The sequence below is a fragment of the Rudanella lutea DSM 19387 genome (assembly GCF_000383955.1).
Taxonomy (GTDB): Bacteria; Bacteroidota; Bacteroidia; order Cytophagales; family Spirosomataceae; genus Rudanella; species Rudanella lutea.
The window spans coordinates 2,646,769-2,663,086 of record NZ_KB913013.1; the positions used below are offsets into that span (position 1 = coordinate 2,646,769).

At 55.0% G+C, this 16,318-nt stretch carries 16 protein-coding genes; 7 read left to right on the forward strand and 9 right to left on the reverse strand.

Annotated elements, in window-relative coordinates; all coding sequences use genetic code 11:
• Positions 1-31: 31 nt before the first annotated feature.
• Positions 32-694: an acetoacetate decarboxylase family protein gene (locus tag RUDLU_RS27315; RefSeq protein ID WP_019988418.1), complete on the reverse strand. Its 663-nt coding sequence runs from the start codon at positions 692-694 to the stop codon at positions 32-34.
• A gap of 94 nt (positions 695-788) precedes the next feature.
• Between RUDLU_RS27315 and RUDLU_RS27320 the strand changes: the two genes are divergently transcribed.
• Positions 789-1,493 (forward strand): hypothetical protein, encoded by a 705-nt coding sequence (locus RUDLU_RS27320; protein ID WP_019988419.1) that lies wholly within the window; start codon positions 789-791, stop codon positions 1,491-1,493.
• A gap of 3 nt (positions 1,494-1,496) precedes the next feature.
• On the opposite strand, the gene RUDLU_RS0110920 is transcribed toward RUDLU_RS27320, so the two are convergent.
• Positions 1,497-2,402 (reverse strand): serine hydrolase, encoded by a 906-nt coding sequence (locus RUDLU_RS0110920; protein WP_019988420.1) that lies wholly within the window; start codon positions 2,400-2,402, stop codon positions 1,497-1,499.
• 42 nt (positions 2,403-2,444) lie between these two features.
• Here RUDLU_RS0110920 and RUDLU_RS0110925 point away from each other — a divergent pair, with 42 nt between their 5' ends.
• Positions 2,445-3,344: an SdiA-regulated domain-containing protein gene (locus RUDLU_RS0110925; RefSeq protein WP_245581661.1), complete on the forward strand. Its 900-nt coding sequence runs from the start codon at positions 2,445-2,447 to the stop codon at positions 3,342-3,344.
• Positions 3,345-3,349: 5 nt separating this feature from the next.
• Here the strand turns inward: RUDLU_RS0110925 and RUDLU_RS0110930 are convergent, their stop codons facing one another.
• Positions 3,350-3,808 (reverse strand): GNAT family N-acetyltransferase, encoded by a 459-nt coding sequence (locus RUDLU_RS0110930; RefSeq protein ID WP_019988422.1) that lies wholly within the window; start codon positions 3,806-3,808, stop codon positions 3,350-3,352.
• Positions 3,809-4,063: 255 nt separating this feature from the next.
• Here RUDLU_RS0110930 and RUDLU_RS0110935 point away from each other — a divergent pair, with 255 nt between their 5' ends.
• Complete coding sequence (locus RUDLU_RS0110935) at positions 4,064-6,580, forward strand: glutaminase family protein (RefSeq protein ID WP_245581662.1); 2,517 nt, start codon at positions 4,064-4,066, stop codon at positions 6,578-6,580.
• A gap of 311 nt (positions 6,581-6,891) precedes the next feature.
• On the opposite strand, the gene RUDLU_RS0110940 is transcribed toward RUDLU_RS0110935, so the two are convergent.
• The 3 genes from RUDLU_RS0110940 to RUDLU_RS0110950 all read right to left on the reverse strand — a co-directional run bounded on the left by RUDLU_RS0110940 (position 6,892) and on the right by RUDLU_RS0110950 (position 9,742).
• Complete coding sequence (locus tag RUDLU_RS0110940; protein WP_027302959.1) at positions 6,892-7,254, reverse strand: DUF2237 family protein; 363 nt, start codon at positions 7,252-7,254, stop codon at positions 6,892-6,894.
• Positions 7,255-7,596: 342 nt separating this feature from the next.
• Positions 7,597-9,159, reverse strand: coding sequence for a hypothetical protein (locus RUDLU_RS0110945; protein ID WP_019988425.1), 1,563 nt, complete (start codon positions 9,157-9,159; stop codon positions 7,597-7,599).
• Positions 9,146-9,742: an RNA polymerase sigma factor gene (locus RUDLU_RS0110950; protein ID WP_019988426.1), complete on the reverse strand. Its 597-nt coding sequence runs from the start codon at positions 9,740-9,742 to the stop codon at positions 9,146-9,148. The genes RUDLU_RS0110945 and RUDLU_RS0110950 overlap by 14 nt, the downstream gene beginning before the upstream one ends.
• 295 nt (positions 9,743-10,037) lie before the next feature.
• Here RUDLU_RS0110950 and RUDLU_RS0110955 point away from each other — a divergent pair, with 295 nt between their 5' ends.
• Together RUDLU_RS0110955 and RUDLU_RS0110960 are read left to right on the forward strand one after the other, a co-directional pair.
• A complete protein-coding gene (locus RUDLU_RS0110955; protein WP_019988427.1) occupies positions 10,038-10,814 on the forward strand; it encodes a hypothetical protein in 777 nt (258 codons plus the stop codon).
• Between the two features lie 76 nt (positions 10,815-10,890).
• Entirely contained in the window at positions 10,891-11,292 is a 402-nt protein-coding gene (locus RUDLU_RS0110960) for a QcrA and Rieske domain-containing protein (RefSeq protein ID WP_019988428.1), read from the forward strand.
• Positions 11,293-11,371: 79 nt separating this feature from the next.
• Here RUDLU_RS0110960 and RUDLU_RS0110965 read toward each other — a convergent pair whose 3' ends face one another.
• The 3 genes from RUDLU_RS0110965 to RUDLU_RS0110975 form a co-directional block, all read right to left on the reverse strand.
• The gene (locus RUDLU_RS0110965) at positions 11,372-11,749 is read right to left on the reverse strand and encodes a MerC domain-containing protein (RefSeq protein WP_019988429.1); all 378 of its coding nucleotides are present in this window, start codon (positions 11,747-11,749) and stop codon (positions 11,372-11,374) included.
• An 86-nt stretch (positions 11,750-11,835) separates the two neighbouring features.
• Positions 11,836-12,534: a TapB family protein gene (locus RUDLU_RS0110970; protein WP_019988430.1), complete on the reverse strand. Its 699-nt coding sequence runs from the start codon at positions 12,532-12,534 to the stop codon at positions 11,836-11,838.
• Between the two features lie 80 nt (positions 12,535-12,614).
• Positions 12,615-13,487: a geranylgeranylglycerol-phosphate geranylgeranyltransferase gene (locus RUDLU_RS0110975; RefSeq protein ID WP_019988431.1), complete on the reverse strand. Its 873-nt coding sequence runs from the start codon at positions 13,485-13,487 to the stop codon at positions 12,615-12,617.
• Between the two features lie 170 nt (positions 13,488-13,657).
• On the opposite strand from RUDLU_RS0110975, the gene bshA reads away from it, so the two are divergent.
• Both bshA and RUDLU_RS0110985 read left to right on the forward strand, forming a co-directional pair.
• Positions 13,658-14,806: an N-acetyl-alpha-D-glucosaminyl L-malate synthase BshA gene (gene bshA / locus RUDLU_RS0110980; RefSeq protein WP_019988432.1), complete on the forward strand. Its 1,149-nt coding sequence runs from the start codon at positions 13,658-13,660 to the stop codon at positions 14,804-14,806.
• 158 nt (positions 14,807-14,964) lie between these two features.
• Positions 14,965-16,308 (forward strand): NAD(P)/FAD-dependent oxidoreductase, encoded by a 1,344-nt coding sequence (locus tag RUDLU_RS0110985; protein WP_019988433.1) that lies wholly within the window; start codon positions 14,965-14,967, stop codon positions 16,306-16,308.
• Positions 16,309-16,318: the final 10 nt, after the last annotated feature.

The following is a 16,318-nucleotide window of genomic DNA, read 5'->3' on the forward strand; positions in this document are numbered from 1 at the left end:
CGCAGGTAGTCTGCAGGGCGTATTGGTGTTGCTATACCGGCATGACTTGGGGCACCGGAAACGTCATGGTAAAATCATCGACCACAACGGTACTCAGCATCCGCCCCTGCCTGATATCGGGGAAATACGCCGGGCTCACCGCTACCCCTTTGAGCGACCCCAACCGGGCGCGGCCGGTAGCCTCGGGCTGGGTAAGCAACCAGACTTGCCCGTCGCGTTGCTGCATAATCCGAAACGGGGGCAACAGCCGGGTGGTAACGGGTAAGCGCGGTCCCCACGGCTTTACCTCGGCCGAAAAGATCGGTTTGCCCTGCTGACTTACGGCAAAATACCGGGTGCCGTCGGGCCGGGTAATCAGCTCAAAATCGGCCAATTCTTTCGGAATTCCCCAATTCTGGATACCGTTCCAGACGCTGTCGTAGGTGGAAACGTAGATTTTAGAGATCGAAAATACCGTTTGCCCGTTCAGACGAAACAAACCGGGAATAAAGAGCAGCTCGCGGTACGGTCCCACGCCCGATGTTCGGTAGTCGACCAGCATCACCAGCCCCGCGTATCCCCGGTACCCACTTTGTTGGGCCTGATTCAGAAACCCGTGTTTTCGGACAAACGATTCCGGGAAATGGGCAACCATTACGATACCCTCACCGTGCAGGGTCCAGGGAGGAGGGGCTATTTGAGCAGACGTTGTCATGGGGTAGACTGATTTTGGCGCGGCTAAACTGCCCATTGATCCCTAAACCCAATGTGCAGGTCGTGGGTTATACAGGTATTACTCAACACTCGTTATGCGCGCTTTTCTCTTCTTTATTCTGCTGACCGGCATCACCGGGAGGGGGTTCGGTCAATCGGAGCCACCTCCGTCGGCCGCCGACACCCTGCAACCGGGAGAAAACGAACATCCTGAAAAGCCGAAGTTCATTGCCGAAACCGACCAACGGTTCTTTTTCTTTAAAAATCCTGCCACAAACGTACGGGCGCAAACCAACGTATGGGGTGCACGGGCGGGCTTTCTGCTGCCCATCAACGTGAAGGTAGGTGTTGGCTACTACTTCACTAATCAGCGTACTCACGGCAACTGGGACGGCTACAACCTTCGCGCCCGCCGACTTTCGTACGGCACCCTGTATATTGAACCGTACTATTTTCGGCGCAAATACTGGGAGTTGAGCTCTCCGCTCGAAATAGGCGCTGGCACAGCCCGCTATGAACTCGACCGCGGGCCAGCCGACGAAGAACCAACCGAAATCCGGCGGATGCTGGCCTTTCCACTCGGGCTGGGGGCTTCGTTCTCGGTCAAGTTTCCTCCGTTATGGGGTTTCAAACCCACCCGCTGGTTTGGTATCAATTTTATGACTGGCTACCGCTGGACCATTCAGCAACGGGTGCCGAGCAACCCGAACACCTTCAACGGATTTTACTATTCCATCAGCCCGGCTATTTTCCTCGACCGTTTTTACGAAGACTTCCGGCTCTGGCGCAACCGCAAGTGAGGCTCACCACCACTTTTCATAACCGGCCACGGGTTTCCAGTTCGACTTCGGCTCGAAATGTTTCCAGAGCCGCGCCCCCACGGCACGTAAAAGCGCAAAGCCTTCATTGGTACGCTCCCAACTTTCGTCCTGCGCATTTTTGGTCATCAGGCAGTACACGTATTCGCCGTGGGGCGCGTGCACCAGCACCACCTCCGACCGCGACCGGTTGACGGCCCCGTTTTTACTCGCTACTTTCACCTCCGGCGGTACCTGCGAAAGCCCGTCGCCATCCCAGTATTGCCGGCACAGGTTGCGGTACATACGGTCGCTGGCATCGGGCGATACGGCCCGCCCCGCCCGGATGTACGCCAGCAACTCGGCCAGTTCGCGCGGGGTGGTCTGGCCCCAACCGTACTGTTTCTGGAAAGCGGCCCGGCCGGGTGTCCGCGAGTTGACACGGGTCTGGGCAAAGCCGTTGGCATCGAGCCAGGCGTTGATGGCCGCCCCGCCCCCAGCCATGGCCTGGCACCACAGGCTGGCCGTATTGTCGGAGGTGGTTTCCATGAGCATCACCACCTGCGAGAGCGGTAACCGAGCCCCGTCTTTGAGTTGACCCACAATACCATCGTCATAATGCAGCGAGTCTTTGTACACCAGTTCCGCACTGTATTTGAGTTCACCCCGGTGAATTTTATCGAACAAACCGCACTGGATCGGAATCTTGATCGTACTGGCCGTTGGGAACAAGGTATCGGCATTGATGGCGACAGTTTCGCCCGTACGCAGGTTGCGGACATACAGGCCCACATCGCCCCGAAACGCGCCCAGCAGGGCACGCAGGTCGCGCTCGAGGATGGCCGTTTTCTGAGCCCATGCCGTACCGAAGCCCCCCAATAAGAACAGGCTGAGTAAAATGGCTTTTTTCATGAATTTGCGTTACTTGCCCGAAAGATAATCGTTCGTATGCGTTTGCCCGCTTCTTCCCACGCCTTGTTGCGATGCACCTTTCTCACGCTGTTCATCGGCAGTCTCCTGTTGGCCTGCGGACCTCAGAAAAAAAAGACTGATTCGGCCGAAACCTCGTCGTTACCCAACGAGGCCGTTCCGTACGATCTGGCCAACCCAACCGAACGCTACGCACTGCCCAAAGCGCTACGCGAGGTGTCGGGGCTGAGTTATTACAAGCCGGGTAAGCTGGCAATGATTCAGGACGAGCTGGCGGTAGTTTTTATCTATGATCTCAAGCGCAAATCCGTCACCGACGAGCACGTGTTTGGCGGCAAGGGAGATTACGAAGGGGTTGAGTTTGTGGATGGCACTCTGTATATGCTCCGCTCCGATGGCGAACTCTACCACTTTAAGCCGACCGATGGCGTGAAAATTCTGGGCGGTGGCGTCGATATTCACCATATCAAAATCGAGTTAGCCGGTAAAAATGATGTGGAAGGACTCGGGTACGACCCTAAACTGAATGCCTTACTGCTGGCAACCAAAGACCCATCAGCCAAGGTGCAGCCGGGGGGAGGCAACGACAAACCCATTTATTTCTACGACCTCAAACGGGCCACCCTCTGGCGCGGCCCCGTGCTGCGGCAAGCCGTATTGGCCGATATGGCCGGCGATAAGCCCACCGAGCCGGTGAAGCCGTCGGGCATTGCCGTGCACCCCAAAACCGGTGACTATTACGTTTTGGCGGCCAACGGGCACCGGATGGTAGTGATGGACCGCAACGGTAAACTGCGCTCATCGGCCGCCCTCGATCCGGAGCTCATGCCTCAGCCCGAAGGCATCTGTTTCGCACCCGATGGCACGCTGTACATAGCGAGCGAAGGCAAAAAAGGCGTACTGCTTCAATTTGCCAATCGCTAAACCAGCTATTGGTCGCCCTGTGCCAGCTCCATCACCAGTTTTCGGTGGGAGGCCCGAAAGCCCGCTTGTTCGTAAAACCGGATTGTATCGGTCCGGCGGGCATTGGTGGTCACTTCCAGATTAATGAACCCTTCCTGCCGGGCTATCTGGGCCACATCGGCTACTAACTGATGCCCAATCCGCCGGTTTCGGTAGTCGGGCCGAACGTACAGCTCCTGAATTTCGGCCACCTGCCCAGTATGGTGCAACAGCCATTGCGTGTGGCAACTCACAAACCCGACCACCTCGGCTCCCGATTCGGCAACCCGGTACCAAACCGACGGGTTGGCCAGGTTACGCCCAAAAACGGCCTGAAACGCCACCGGGTCGAGGGTTGTCTCTTCCAGATCACAAAGGAACCGGTACACGACCGGGCAGTCGTCGAGGGTGGCAGGCCGGATACTGACCGATGCGGTTGGTTGCATAAGCAGGTGAATAGATAGCGTCTCCGTTTCTCTTTCAAGATACAACAAGATGCGTAACCGAGTGCCGGGCAGCGTACACAAAGTAAGGATTTTGAAACGCTACAAGAAGTCGTTAGGCCGCCAAAACACACTTGAACGACCGTTCATATTAAATTTACACTAAAATAGTTAAAAGATATGTCCTATAAATACAATCGGATGATCTCGGCGCGTAACTTTGGATATACCGTTTTCACCGTAACTTGTTTATTTCTGATGAATACGCTTTCTGGTGTGGCACAACCGGCAACCGACCGCACCCGTACCTCCTCGACGTTAGCCTTCAATCCGCCAGCCACCCCGCTGATCACGATTGATCCGTACACCAGCATCTGGTCGTTTGGTTCCAAACTCAACGCCGACCCAACCCGGCACTGGACCGGCCGGGCCCATCAGCTCAACGGCCTGATTCGGGTCGATGGGCGGGTGTTTCGGTTTATGGGGAAGCCTACGTTTCCGGGCGATACGCTGGTTCCCTCGGCCTTGCAGCAACCGTACGAAGCCCGGTACACCACAAAACACCCCGCCGACAATTGGGCCTCGCCCGATTTCGACGACAGCCTGTGGTCGGCCGGAGCGGGCACGTTTGGCAGCCGCGATACCGACCGCACCCACTGGACCTCGTCGGATATTTGGGTACGTCGGGTCGTTGACCTGCCCTCCATTCCCGACGGTAATCTGCTGGTGAGTGCCATCTACAACGACAACTACGAACTGTTTATCAACGGGCAGCGCATCGCCGGGATCGGTGGGGTGTCGCCTAACTACGAGGTTACGGCCACCCAACGCCGGATTCGGGAGGTGCTGCGGCCCGGCCTGAACCTGATTGCGTTTCACAGCCAGAATTTCAGTGGCCCCGGCTTTGTGGATCTGGGCCTGCTCTCGGAGCGGGAACTAAACATGGATGTGGCCGAGCAAACGGGTCAGCAGATGACCGCTACGCAGTCGACGTTTACGTTTGCGGCCGGGGGCGTAGAGCTGACAGTCCGGTTTACGGCTCCTTTGCTGATGGACAACCTCGACGTGCTATCGCGGCCGGTGCAGTACATTACGTACACCGTGCGGGCCACCGATGGCAAGGCGCATTCGGTACAGCTTTACAGCGATGCCTCCACCGATATTGCCGTCGACTCACCCGATCAACCGGTGGTCTGGCGTCGGGGCCGCACCGCCCAAAATGGCCCTACGCTCAACTGGATGCGGGTAGGTTCGGCCGCGCAAAACGTACTGGGCCGCAAAGGCGATAATGTCCGCATCGACTGGGGACATCTGTACGTAGCCGCCGAGGCTAACGGCCAAACCAGCAACCGGATTGGCTCGCTGGCAGGGGCACTGAACCAATTTGAACGCGAAGGCCGGGTGAGCGATACGCCCGAAGAAGGCCGCCCGACTATTGCCCTCAACAACCCCACGGTGCTCGCGCTGGCGTTTGATCTGGGCACGGTGACGGCCAAGGCCGAAGAGCGGCACTGGCTATTGGCCTACGACGACCTAAAGTCTGTCGAATATTTTGGGCAACCCTTGCGAGCGTGGTGGCGTCGGTACAGCAAAGACGCCGACGAACCCGAAGCGGCCATTGAGCGGGCGTTGCAGGCTGCCGAAGCCGATTACCGGCAGCTACGGAACCAATGCGACAAATTCGACGCCCAACTCTATGCCGACGCCCGGCAGGCAGGTGGCCGCTCGTACGCCCAACTATGCGTGCTGGCTTATCGGCAGGCTATTGCCGCGCACAAACTCGTCGCCCGCGCCGATGGTACGCCCTTGTTTTTTTCCAAAGAGAATTTCTCCAACGGTTCCATCGGCACCGTCGATGTGACCTACCCCTCGGCCCCGCTCTTTCTGCTCTACAACCCTATCCTGCTGAAGGGTATGATGGAGCCTATTTTTGAATACTCCGAAAGCGGCCGCTGGACCAAACCCTTTGCCGCCCACGATGTAGGCACCTATCCGCTGGCCAATGGGCAAACCTACGGCGAGGATATGCCCGTGGAAGAATGCGGTAATATGCTTATTCTGACGGCGGCACTCGCGGCCGTTGACGGCAACCCCAATTACGCCCGCAAACACTGGCAAGTACTCACCACCTGGGTTCACTACCTGAAGGAGCACGGGTTTGACCCCGAAAATCAGCTTTGTACCGACGACTTTGCCGGCCACCTCGCCCGCAATGCTAACCTCTCGGTAAAGGCGATTCTAGGCATTGCCAGCTACGGGTACCTGGCCGGGCAGCTGGGTGAGCCGCAAGTTGAAAAAGAGTATCTGGCCCTGGCCCGCGAGCTGGCCCGTAAATGGATGGTGCTGGCCGATAAAGGCGACCATTACGCGCTGACCTTTAACCCCAACGGGGGCAACACCTGGAGCCAGAAGTACAATCTGGTCTGGGATAAACTCTTGAAGCTGGACCGTTCGGGCGAGTCAATCTTCCCGAAAGAGGTAGCCCAGCGCGAGGTTTCGTACTACCTGCTCAAACAAATGCCGTTTGGCTTGCCGCTCGACAGCCGCCGGACCTATACCAAATCGGACTGGATTATCTGGACGGCTACCCTCGCCGATCGGCCTACTCAGTTTGATACCCTGATTGAGCCCGTACTGCGCTTTGCCAATGAAAGCCCCGACCGGATTCCCCTTTCCGACTGGCACGAAACCACCGACGGACGACACGTTGGCTTCCGGGCTCGCTCAGTTGTGGGTGGCTATTTCATCAAGATGCTGGAGAAAAAGCTGAAGTAAACGATTACAGGACAAGTTTCTTTTCGGACAGGATTACAGGATGAACAGGATTTATTAAAGCCAAAAAAATTCTTGTTTATCCTGTAATCCTCCGGGCCGACGAGCGGTCAGAAAAACGTTTTTGGCAAACCTGTTCGAATGAACTTTCCTATACCCGAAGCCGACCCGGCAGCCGGTTGAGTAGCCCAAAAATGGCGCCGGGGCGTCCCGAAACAGGATACAAATCCAAATTTGGGAGTCTAGATAACCAAGCAGAATTTGCTAGGACCCGAAAAATGACATCTCTCTGAACGAGATGTCATTTTTTTTCTTTACTCTTCAAAGGCAATAGACATCAGCGCATCCAGCTCGATGTATTGCAGAGCCCGCTCATGCGTGCAGGCCAGTAACACAGGCGGAGCCACGCCTGCCTCGTAGGCTTCACGCCAGCGCAGGGCACACAAGCACCAACGGTCGCCGGGTTTGAGGCCGGGAAACTGGTACTCAGGCCGAGGAGTTGAAAGGTCGTTGCCGCGCGAGCGGGTGAATTGCAGGAACGGTTCGGTCATGATCGCACAGACCACATGCCGACCCTGATCGTATTCGTCGGTACGGCAAAAACCATCCCGGTAGAAACCCGTCATGGGATTAGTGCAGCAACAGGTCAAAGGGCCACCGAGTACATTTTTAGGCATATAGTAGTTTTAGGGTTAGCGTTCTCCGTACTGGACATTCGGACTTCAGACACCAGACGTTAGACTTCTTTACAGAATGGTAGTAAGTCTAATGTCCAACGTCTAATGTCCGGTACTGAGGTTAGCGTTCATAATTTTTGCGGTCGGCACTCTGTTTCGGACAGCCAAATCTGAAACGAACCTTATTAATGAATAGTTGGTAAGCCTCATTCTGCTACTCGCAGCCTCGACCACCAGAAACGATAAACTATGAACTATCAATTGTGTCGCGTTGATACACAAAAAAGAGCCCGGAATCGTAAATAATCAACGATTCCGGGCCTTTTTGTTCCACACCTGAGATTACTGCTTTTTCTTTTTCCAGTCGATCTGGTAGAACAACCGGGCACCCGCACCGGCCGTTGTTACGTTGAGCCGACTCGGCATACTGCTCATTGGGGTTGATGCATAGGAGCCAAGTTGCAACGCCCAATCGCCCCAGTTCTTTTCCAGATAGATCGCCACCGAACCGGCGTGCATCATCTGCTGGGCAGGTCGCCAAACCGTAGTGACGGGCTCTACCATACGAGGACCGCGCAAATACGTAAACCGGGTTTCTTCGCGGTTGCTGACACTCAGGGCAACACTCGCCGACGGCACCACCGACCACCCCTTAGCCAGCCCGATTCGGTAACTCAAACTGATAGGTACCTGCCAGGCGGAGCCACTCAGCTGGATATTCATGATATCGTGACGCGGGTCGATACCGGGCGCGAACTTGCTCCGAAAATCCTGTTTCATCCGGCGACCGTAATCAACATCGGTCAAAAACGAAGCCCCCTGCAAATCGAGCGCCGTCAGGCCCAGACCAACCCGCCAATGGTTGTTGAGCCGTAGTTCGCCAAACAAGCCAGCACCCCACTGCCGCCAGCCCACGTTGGCCCCAGTGCCCACGCGTACCTTCCAGTCGTTGTCGGAGCGGTCGGCAATCACACCTGCCACAGCCGTGGGTGTAGGAGCGGTCAGGCCAAACAACCGGCGGATCCGACGGTTAGCGCGGGCCATACCTTCCTGATAATAAGCCGTATCGCGTACAAACGGGCGGCTTTCCAGATACTCCAGTTGCACAACCCGGCTCGCTGATGGCCCATTGGCCTCCGCAGTCGGCTGGGCGCCTACGTACGGGGTCTGCCCATTACCGACACCAGCACCCGCTGGGCCGGATACGTTGTTTTGCCCGGCAACCGCATAGTCTGTACGGTTAGGCCGCTGCGAATCAGACACACCAGTCGGAGTAGCTGAACGATTGGGCCGATTAGTCCGGGTTTTACCGCCCAACAGGCGATGGGTTGAAGTAGTCGTTGTTTCGGTAGCGTAAGGCGTTGTAGGTGAGTTGGTGGTATTCTGGGCCGATGCGGGCGTACTGGCCAAATCAGCTTGCTCGGGGGTGGTACGGGCGGTTTCGGCATGGGCATTCCCTGCCGACTCCGTTGCCGTTCCGGCTACTTGCTCGGTCGGTGGGGTTACCCCATCCGGGGCTGGCTCACCGGGGCGAACGCGATCTACCGGCACCGCTACATACCGCACCACGTCGCGGGTGAGGTACACGGTATCGGGCGGCAATGGAGCCGCAGCCACCGTACGTTCGGGGCCGGTTTCGCGGAGCACCTTCACGGTCTGAGTAAGGGTTTTCACCTCTTCGCGCAGTTCCTGATTGGTCCGGTATTGCTGGTACGCCACACCCCCAAACGCCATCACAGCCACCACACTGGCAGCGGCCATTAAGCCGGCTTTGGTCCCAATGGCATACACGGGTGTCGAGTGCCCAAGCACCTGTTGCATTCGGGTCCAGTCTTTTTCCCGAAACTCAGGCTCGATACCTTCCAGCTTCTGCCTGATGCGGTCGGAGAAGTTATCGGGTTTCATAGTAGCCAAGATTAGATGAAGTTATTTGTGGATAGTGCTGTTTAATGAGTTGTTGGAGCCGTTGACGCCCCCGCAGGAAGTGCGACCGAATGGTAGCCTCGTTGGCGTCGAGCATTTCGGCGATTTCGCGGAGGCTGTAGCCATCTACCACATGCAGGTTGAATACGGTACGCCAGGCAGAGGGTAGCTGTTGAACAATGGCCAGAATTTCGTCAGCCGTAATCCGATCCACGATTTGATCATCGAAAGGAGCTTCGGGTACGTCTTCCAGCGCCAGATTGGCCTGATGTTTGTGATACCGTCTGTAATTGCTAATGGCCGTATTGACCATGATGGTCCGTAACCAGGCCTTAAAGGGCAGGCTCGTGTCGTACTGGTGTAGATGCTGAAATACTTTCAGAAACCCTTCGTTGAGCACCTCTTCGGCTTCTTCGGTAGTTGCCGAATACCGGAGGCAAATGCTTTTGGCGTAGCTGAAAAATTTCTTGAACAACACCCGTTGCGCCTGAGGATCCTGTAAGCGGCAGGCTTCGACGATGCTCAGCAAATCGTCGTCCGAGAAAGATCGCTTCCTGAACAGCAACGTTTTATTAGTTAGAGAGTTGAACCCACAAGTAATTTTCGATTTACCTGAAAACTACTTAATAAACTAAGGTACGTGGAAGCTTAGCCGAATGTTGCAGCGTATGGTCTTTTTAATTTGAAATAAACACAATGGAAAAGACATGGCCGAACAGATATGCACAAGGCTTCATTATTAGTACCTTTACTCTTTCGATTTGATTGACTAACTATAAATGCACCGGACTGCAACGTAGTTTATCGCCCCGGCGTATAAACAATCGGGCAGATGGGAGCATCGCCAAATACACGTGGGAATGAAACAGCAAACAGTGTCGATTTTAATAATCGGGGGCGATGCCTCAGCCGCGATCAACCTGAAATCGCGGCAGGGCTATGTTTCCCGGTTTGTTCATCAGTTGCAACAGGCGGGTTGGGAGGCTCGGGTCGAATTACACACGCCCGTTAGCCTCGACACGGCACTGCCCTTACTGTACCGTTTAAACCTGAATCGATTTGATTTAATTATACTACAGCTCGACCACGCGACCCTGCAACACCCAATTACCCAGAAAGCCATCACGGCTGCAACACCCGCTACCGTTTCGGGCGTATATGCCGATAATACAATGGCCTCGCAGTATGGTTTTGCATCGGCCCCGGTAGCGGCCCAACCCCGTTGGTGGTCGCCGTGGGTCGAGTGGGCAACGCTCGGAAAACTAAAGCTCCGCAAAGCACTAAACCGCTCGCAACCACTCGAAACGGTAGAAGCCCGACTCGAAGACCTGCTGTATTATCTCGAACCGTTCCGGCGTCGGCTAGTGGTCATGACACCCATGCCGCACTTGCACCCCATTAGCGGGTGGCTCCGTCGGCAAGGCCGGTGGCTCTTCAGGCAGTTGGGTCGGCAACACCTCATTTCAGTGTTCGACTCAGCGAGCGTGATTCAGGAACGGGCCGAATATTTTGATGACAATACCAGAGGGAACCTCAGCTCGGTAGCTCATGACCTGCTGGGACAAGCTCTGTACGAATTTATTCAGATCAACGCCTTGCTGCCGGAACGCTCAAAGCGCCACCCACGACAGCATTAACGTCGACACGTCGAACCGTCGAACCGTCGAACCCGGAACATGGCTTGATCGTATTACCCAATCGCTCACTTGTGCCATGAACCGATTCCAGTTTTTAAAACATCTGGGGCTTTCCGGAGCCGCCCTGCTGACAGCGCTCGCAGCCTGCCAAACCGGCGAAGTTGCCCCGGTCGGACCCGTTGATTTTGAGGTTGATCTGAACGATCCGGACAGCCTGCCCCTCGCGCGCGTTGGCGGATTCATTGTTCGTAATGGCGTGGTCGTAGCGCATACATCAGCCAATACGTTTGTGGCTGTCACGCATACGTGTAGCCACGAAGGGCGCGAGCAGGTCACCTGGCGAAACGGCGAATTTTACTGCACCGCGCACGGCGCCCGCTTCGATACGGGCGGCAAAGGCTTGAATAAAGAAGGGCAACGCGGCCTGACCGTGTATTCGATTGAGCAGAAAGGCAACTTACTGCGTATTCATTCGTAACAGGCCCGCCCGATAGCACTGACTATTCATACAAAAACCCGCCAATTGGCGGGTTTTCTGGTTAAACAGGCAGATAGAATTAGTGACTGTGCTGGGTGCGACAGTTCCAGATATTGTAAAGGTGCGAGCCCACCAAACCCAGTGAAGCTACGTACGCTGCGTATTCGAACAACTCACTCACATCTTCCAGAATGATACAAACGGCAAACAGGCCTAAAAAGCCCCACAGGGCCCGGCGTACCCCAACGGGTGCGTGCCGGGTAGCAAAGAAAACCGCCACAATATTGACGCCGATAAAGATGTAATCTAAGCTCAGGTAGCTCGTTCGAACAACATCGTTCTTTAGTAATGACGACGTAACGAGCAAGACCGGGGTAATCAGGCAATGAATGAGGCAGAGCACCGAACCGGTGATACCAACGTAATCGGCTCTATGGGAGGTAAGACTGCTTTTCATGGACAACAAATTGCGTTCAGCTTGGTCAGACGTGTAGGTGTCTAACCACAATTGTTGCAGCAAAGTTGCAAAAACTTACGCACAATTCAGAATATCTTTGTCAGAACGGTGTACCCCATCAGCTTGCCACTTTTGTTGTATGTCTCTGTTCGAACATCGAAAATAGTTTTGTCGCTGCGGTAATTTACACTTTTCAGGCTCACCGGAATACCGATACCCATGACCCGGTTTTTCATGTCGAAATCCGACGACACTTTGTACACCTCAAACGTACCGGCCGGGGTGGTCAGCGTCTCCTTCCCGTCGACCTGCCGATTGGTCATCTGAAGGCTCGACTCCATCATGAGCGAGCCGTTGGTATAAAATTCGGCTTCCATTTGCCCATCGGTCAGTTTCTGGCCAACACTCATCTGCCGGGGGTACGCTAACTGATTGGCTTTCATCCGCATTTCGGCGTCTTTAAACGCCTGATTTTGTCCTGATGCCAGCATACCCGACAGGTCGGCTACGAGTTGGTCGCCGGTGCAGGTGTATTTGACTAAGCTGGGTGCCTGTCGGCTTTTACCTTTCTCATCGAGCGACTGAAACTCCAGCTCGACAATGGTGCTGCTCCCTTCTTTCCGCACATTTTTCACGAGGTACGTCATGCGGCCATTCGGCTTGTCTTTGGCCGTGTAGCTCTGCATTTCGTAACCCATACCGGGCTTAAACGTCAGGCCGAGGCAGTCTTGCGCCAGCAGTCGAAGGGGCAACAATCCCAGCAGCAGCAGAAGTAGATTTTTCACGATACAGTACGGGTTTGCGTTTAAATAGCTAAAGCTATACAACCCGCCCGAATGGAACGTAAAGCTTTGAGCCAACGGCCTCAAACCCAGATCATACTGCTCACGCCCATAAGCATGATAGCCTTGCAGAGCTGGCTCAGAAACGCAAAGTCGCGTTTGGTATCAGCCCGGACCAGCCGGTACACCAGTCCCGTAATGGGCACCAGCATGACGAAAAAGATAACGTTCAGGTTGGGGTTTTTCAGGTCACCGGCTACAATGAACAGGGTAGCGATAAAACTGGCAATGAGTACGTACAAAAACGCTTTGGTTCGGCGGATGCCCCAAACAATAGGCAAGGTTCGGCAACCAAAACGAGCATCGCCCCGCACATCTTCCATGTCTTTGATGATTTCCCGCACGAGCGTAATCACAAACGCAAACGACGCATAAATGAGCAACAGATCTACGTTTTGCCGGTAATAAACCGCCAGCACCAGCAACGACAGGGCCGTCAGAAACGATACGATCAGGTTACCAATAAACGGTTGCCGCTTAAACTGAGCCGAGTAAAACCAGAGCAACGTAGCTGATAATACGTTGACCACAAACACCCATTTGTCAACGTACAGACCTACAGCGCATCCCGCCAGATTGAGCAGTTGGTGCGCCCCCATGGCTACCCGTCGCTTCAGGTAACGCCCGATTACTACGCGCTCCGGCTTGTTGATGATGTCGATCTTGATGTCGAAATAGTCATTGATAATGTAACCTGCTGCGGCAATGCAAACCGTGGAGAAACAAAGCAGCAGAATGACCGGATCGAGCAGAGCCTCCCGCAATGGGGCCCCGGTGGGGGCAATGATGCACAGGCGGGCCAGATACTGGGTCAGCACGATAATCAGCAGGTTTCGGACGCGGATCAGGCGCACGAACCCCAGCAAAAACGCCCAAAATGGCAGACGACGGGTCATGATCGGTTTATAAGGGCTCGTTAAGGGCATCAAAGGTAGAAAGTTTCGGTACGTTGGTAAACCCCGTTTTATTAGCTGGACACAATGTTTTGCCCGTTGCGGGAAATCATTTGCGGGAGAAACGATGTTGTCGTGTAAAACCGTTCGCACAAGCGGCCCATTCGTTCTCCATGAAAATAGGTATAGTCTGTTATCCCACGTTTGGGGGCAGTGGCGTTGTCGCCACTGAATTAGGTAAAGCGCTGGCCCAGAATGGCCACCAGATTCACTTCATTACCTACCAGCAACCCCCCAGGCTGGATTTTTTCAACGAGAACGTTTTCTACCACGAGGTCAATATTCCCTCGTACCCACTGTTTCAGTTTCCACCCTACGAAACGGCTTTGGCCAGCGAAATGGTCAATGTGGTGCTGAACGAGAACGTCGATCTGCTGCACGTACACTACGCCATTCCGCACGCATCGGCGGCCTACATGGCGAAAATGATTCTGCGGTCGCAGGGGCGGCATGTGCCCGTTGTGACTACCCTGCACGGTACCGACATTACGCTGGTGGGCAAAGATGCCTCCTACGAACCGGTCGTAACGTTTAGTATCAACGAATCGGACGGGGTCACGGCGGTTTCCGAAAATCTGCGGCAAGACACCTACGCCCACTTCAACATCACCCGCGAGGTGGAGGTAATTCCGAACTTCATTGACCTGACCCGGTTTAAACGGCAGAACAAAGACCATTTCAAAACGGCCATTTGCCCCAACGGCGAGAAGCTGGTGGTGCACACCTCCAACTTTCGGCGGGTGAAACGTATCGACGATGCCGTGATGACGTTTTACCACCTCCGTCAGCAGATTCCGGTGAAGCTACTCCTGGCCGGCGACGGCCCCGAGCGGACTCGTATTCAGCAACTGTGTCGCGAACTCGGTATCAGCGACGATGTCCGGTTTTTGGGTAAACTCGATGCCGTCGAGGAGATCTTGTCGGTGGCCGATTTGTTTCTGATGCCTTCCGAAAACGAAAGCTTCGGGTTGGCGGCTCTCGAAGCACTGGCCTGCGAGGTGCCCCTGATCACGTCGAACGCGGGGGGTCTGCCGGAGCTGAACATTGGGGGAGTTACGGGTTTTCTGAGCCCCGTAGGCGACGTAGCCGACATGGTCAAAAACGCCCTGTACGTACTTGATGACGAGAATCTGCCCCGTTTCAAGGAAAATGCTCTGGCCCGCGCCCGCGAATTCGAACTGTCGAAAATTCTGCCTTTGTATGAGCAACATTACGAGCGCGTTTTAACAACCAGCAGTGGACAATTGACAACGAACAACTGACAACGAACAACGAGCAGCGAACAACTGACAACGAACAACTGACAACCAGCAACGAACAGTTAATAACTATCTGCAGTTCACCGCTAACTGTTCGTTGTTAACTGATACCTGTTCGTTGTTCACTGGTAACTGTTCATTGTTCACCCATAACTGAATTTATGAATCCAAACATACCTCAAACCGGACAGACGCGCATCGTGATCGTTGGCGCGGGTTTTGGTGGGCTCCGACTGGCCCGGATGCTGGCTGATCGGCGCGAATTTCAGGTGGTGCTGGTCAACCGGACCAACTACCACGAATTTCAACCGCTGTACTATCAGGTAGCTACCGCCGGTCTCGAAGCCAACTCCATTCTGTTTCCGCTGCGGGCCGTGTTTGGGGGTTGTAAAAACGTGCATATCCGGGTCACAACGGTCACGCAGATTCGCCCGGCCGACAAAGAAATCGACACCGAGTTGGGGCCCATTGCCTACGATTATCTGGTCATGGCAACCGGTGCCGACACCAATTTTTTTGGGCAGCAGAACATCATTGAGAAAGCGCTCCCGATGAAGTCGGTGTCTGAAGCAATTGCCCTCCGCAACCGGATTCTGCAAAACTTTGAAGATGCACTGAGCGTCGAAACCGACGATGAGCGCGATGGACTCATGGACGTAGTGGTAGTAGGCGGTGGCCCCACGGGGGTGGAACTTTGCGGCACTCTGGCCGAAATGAAACGCACGGTACTACCCAGCGACTACCCCGAGCTTGATTTTGAGATGATGCAGATTTTCCTCATCGAATCGGGTGGGGAGCTACTGGGGCCCATGTCGGAGAACTCACACAAAAAGTCAGAAGAGTACCTGCGCGAGCTGGGCGTGGATGTCCGCCTGAATACCCGTGTGAAGGACTTCGACGGCCGCACGGTGTATATGAACGACGGCACCAGTCTGCGGACTAACAACCTGATTTGGGCTGCGGGCGTGAAAGCAACACCCTTAGCGGGTTTGCCGCCCGAAGTGATGGGGCGCGGGGGCCGGGTACTGGTAAACCGGTACAGTCAGGTCGAAGGCTTCACGGATATTTTTGCGCTGGGCGATGTCGCGCTGATGGCCGAGGGCGAAGCCTGGCCCAACGGACACCCACAAATAGCCCAGCCGGCTATTCAGCAGGGTAAACATTTGGGCAAAAACCTGATGCGGCTCGCCAAAAACAAACCCCTCGAACCCTTCACGTACAAAGACCTCGGCACGATGGCGACCATCGGACGCGGATTAGCGGTTGTCGATTTGCCCTTCCTGAAATTTAGCGGTGTTCTGGCCTGGCTTACCTGGCTCATGGTTCACCTGATGGCCATTGTGGGGGTAAAAAACCGGCTCCTGATCCTGATCAACTGGATGTGGAACTACCTCACCTACGATAACTCGCTCCGGCTCATCATCCGGCAAAAACTACCGGCCGGAAATTTTTCCAATATGCAAGAGAGGGTAGCCGACACCTTGGTTGTCAACAAGCAGAGTTAACCTATTTTTT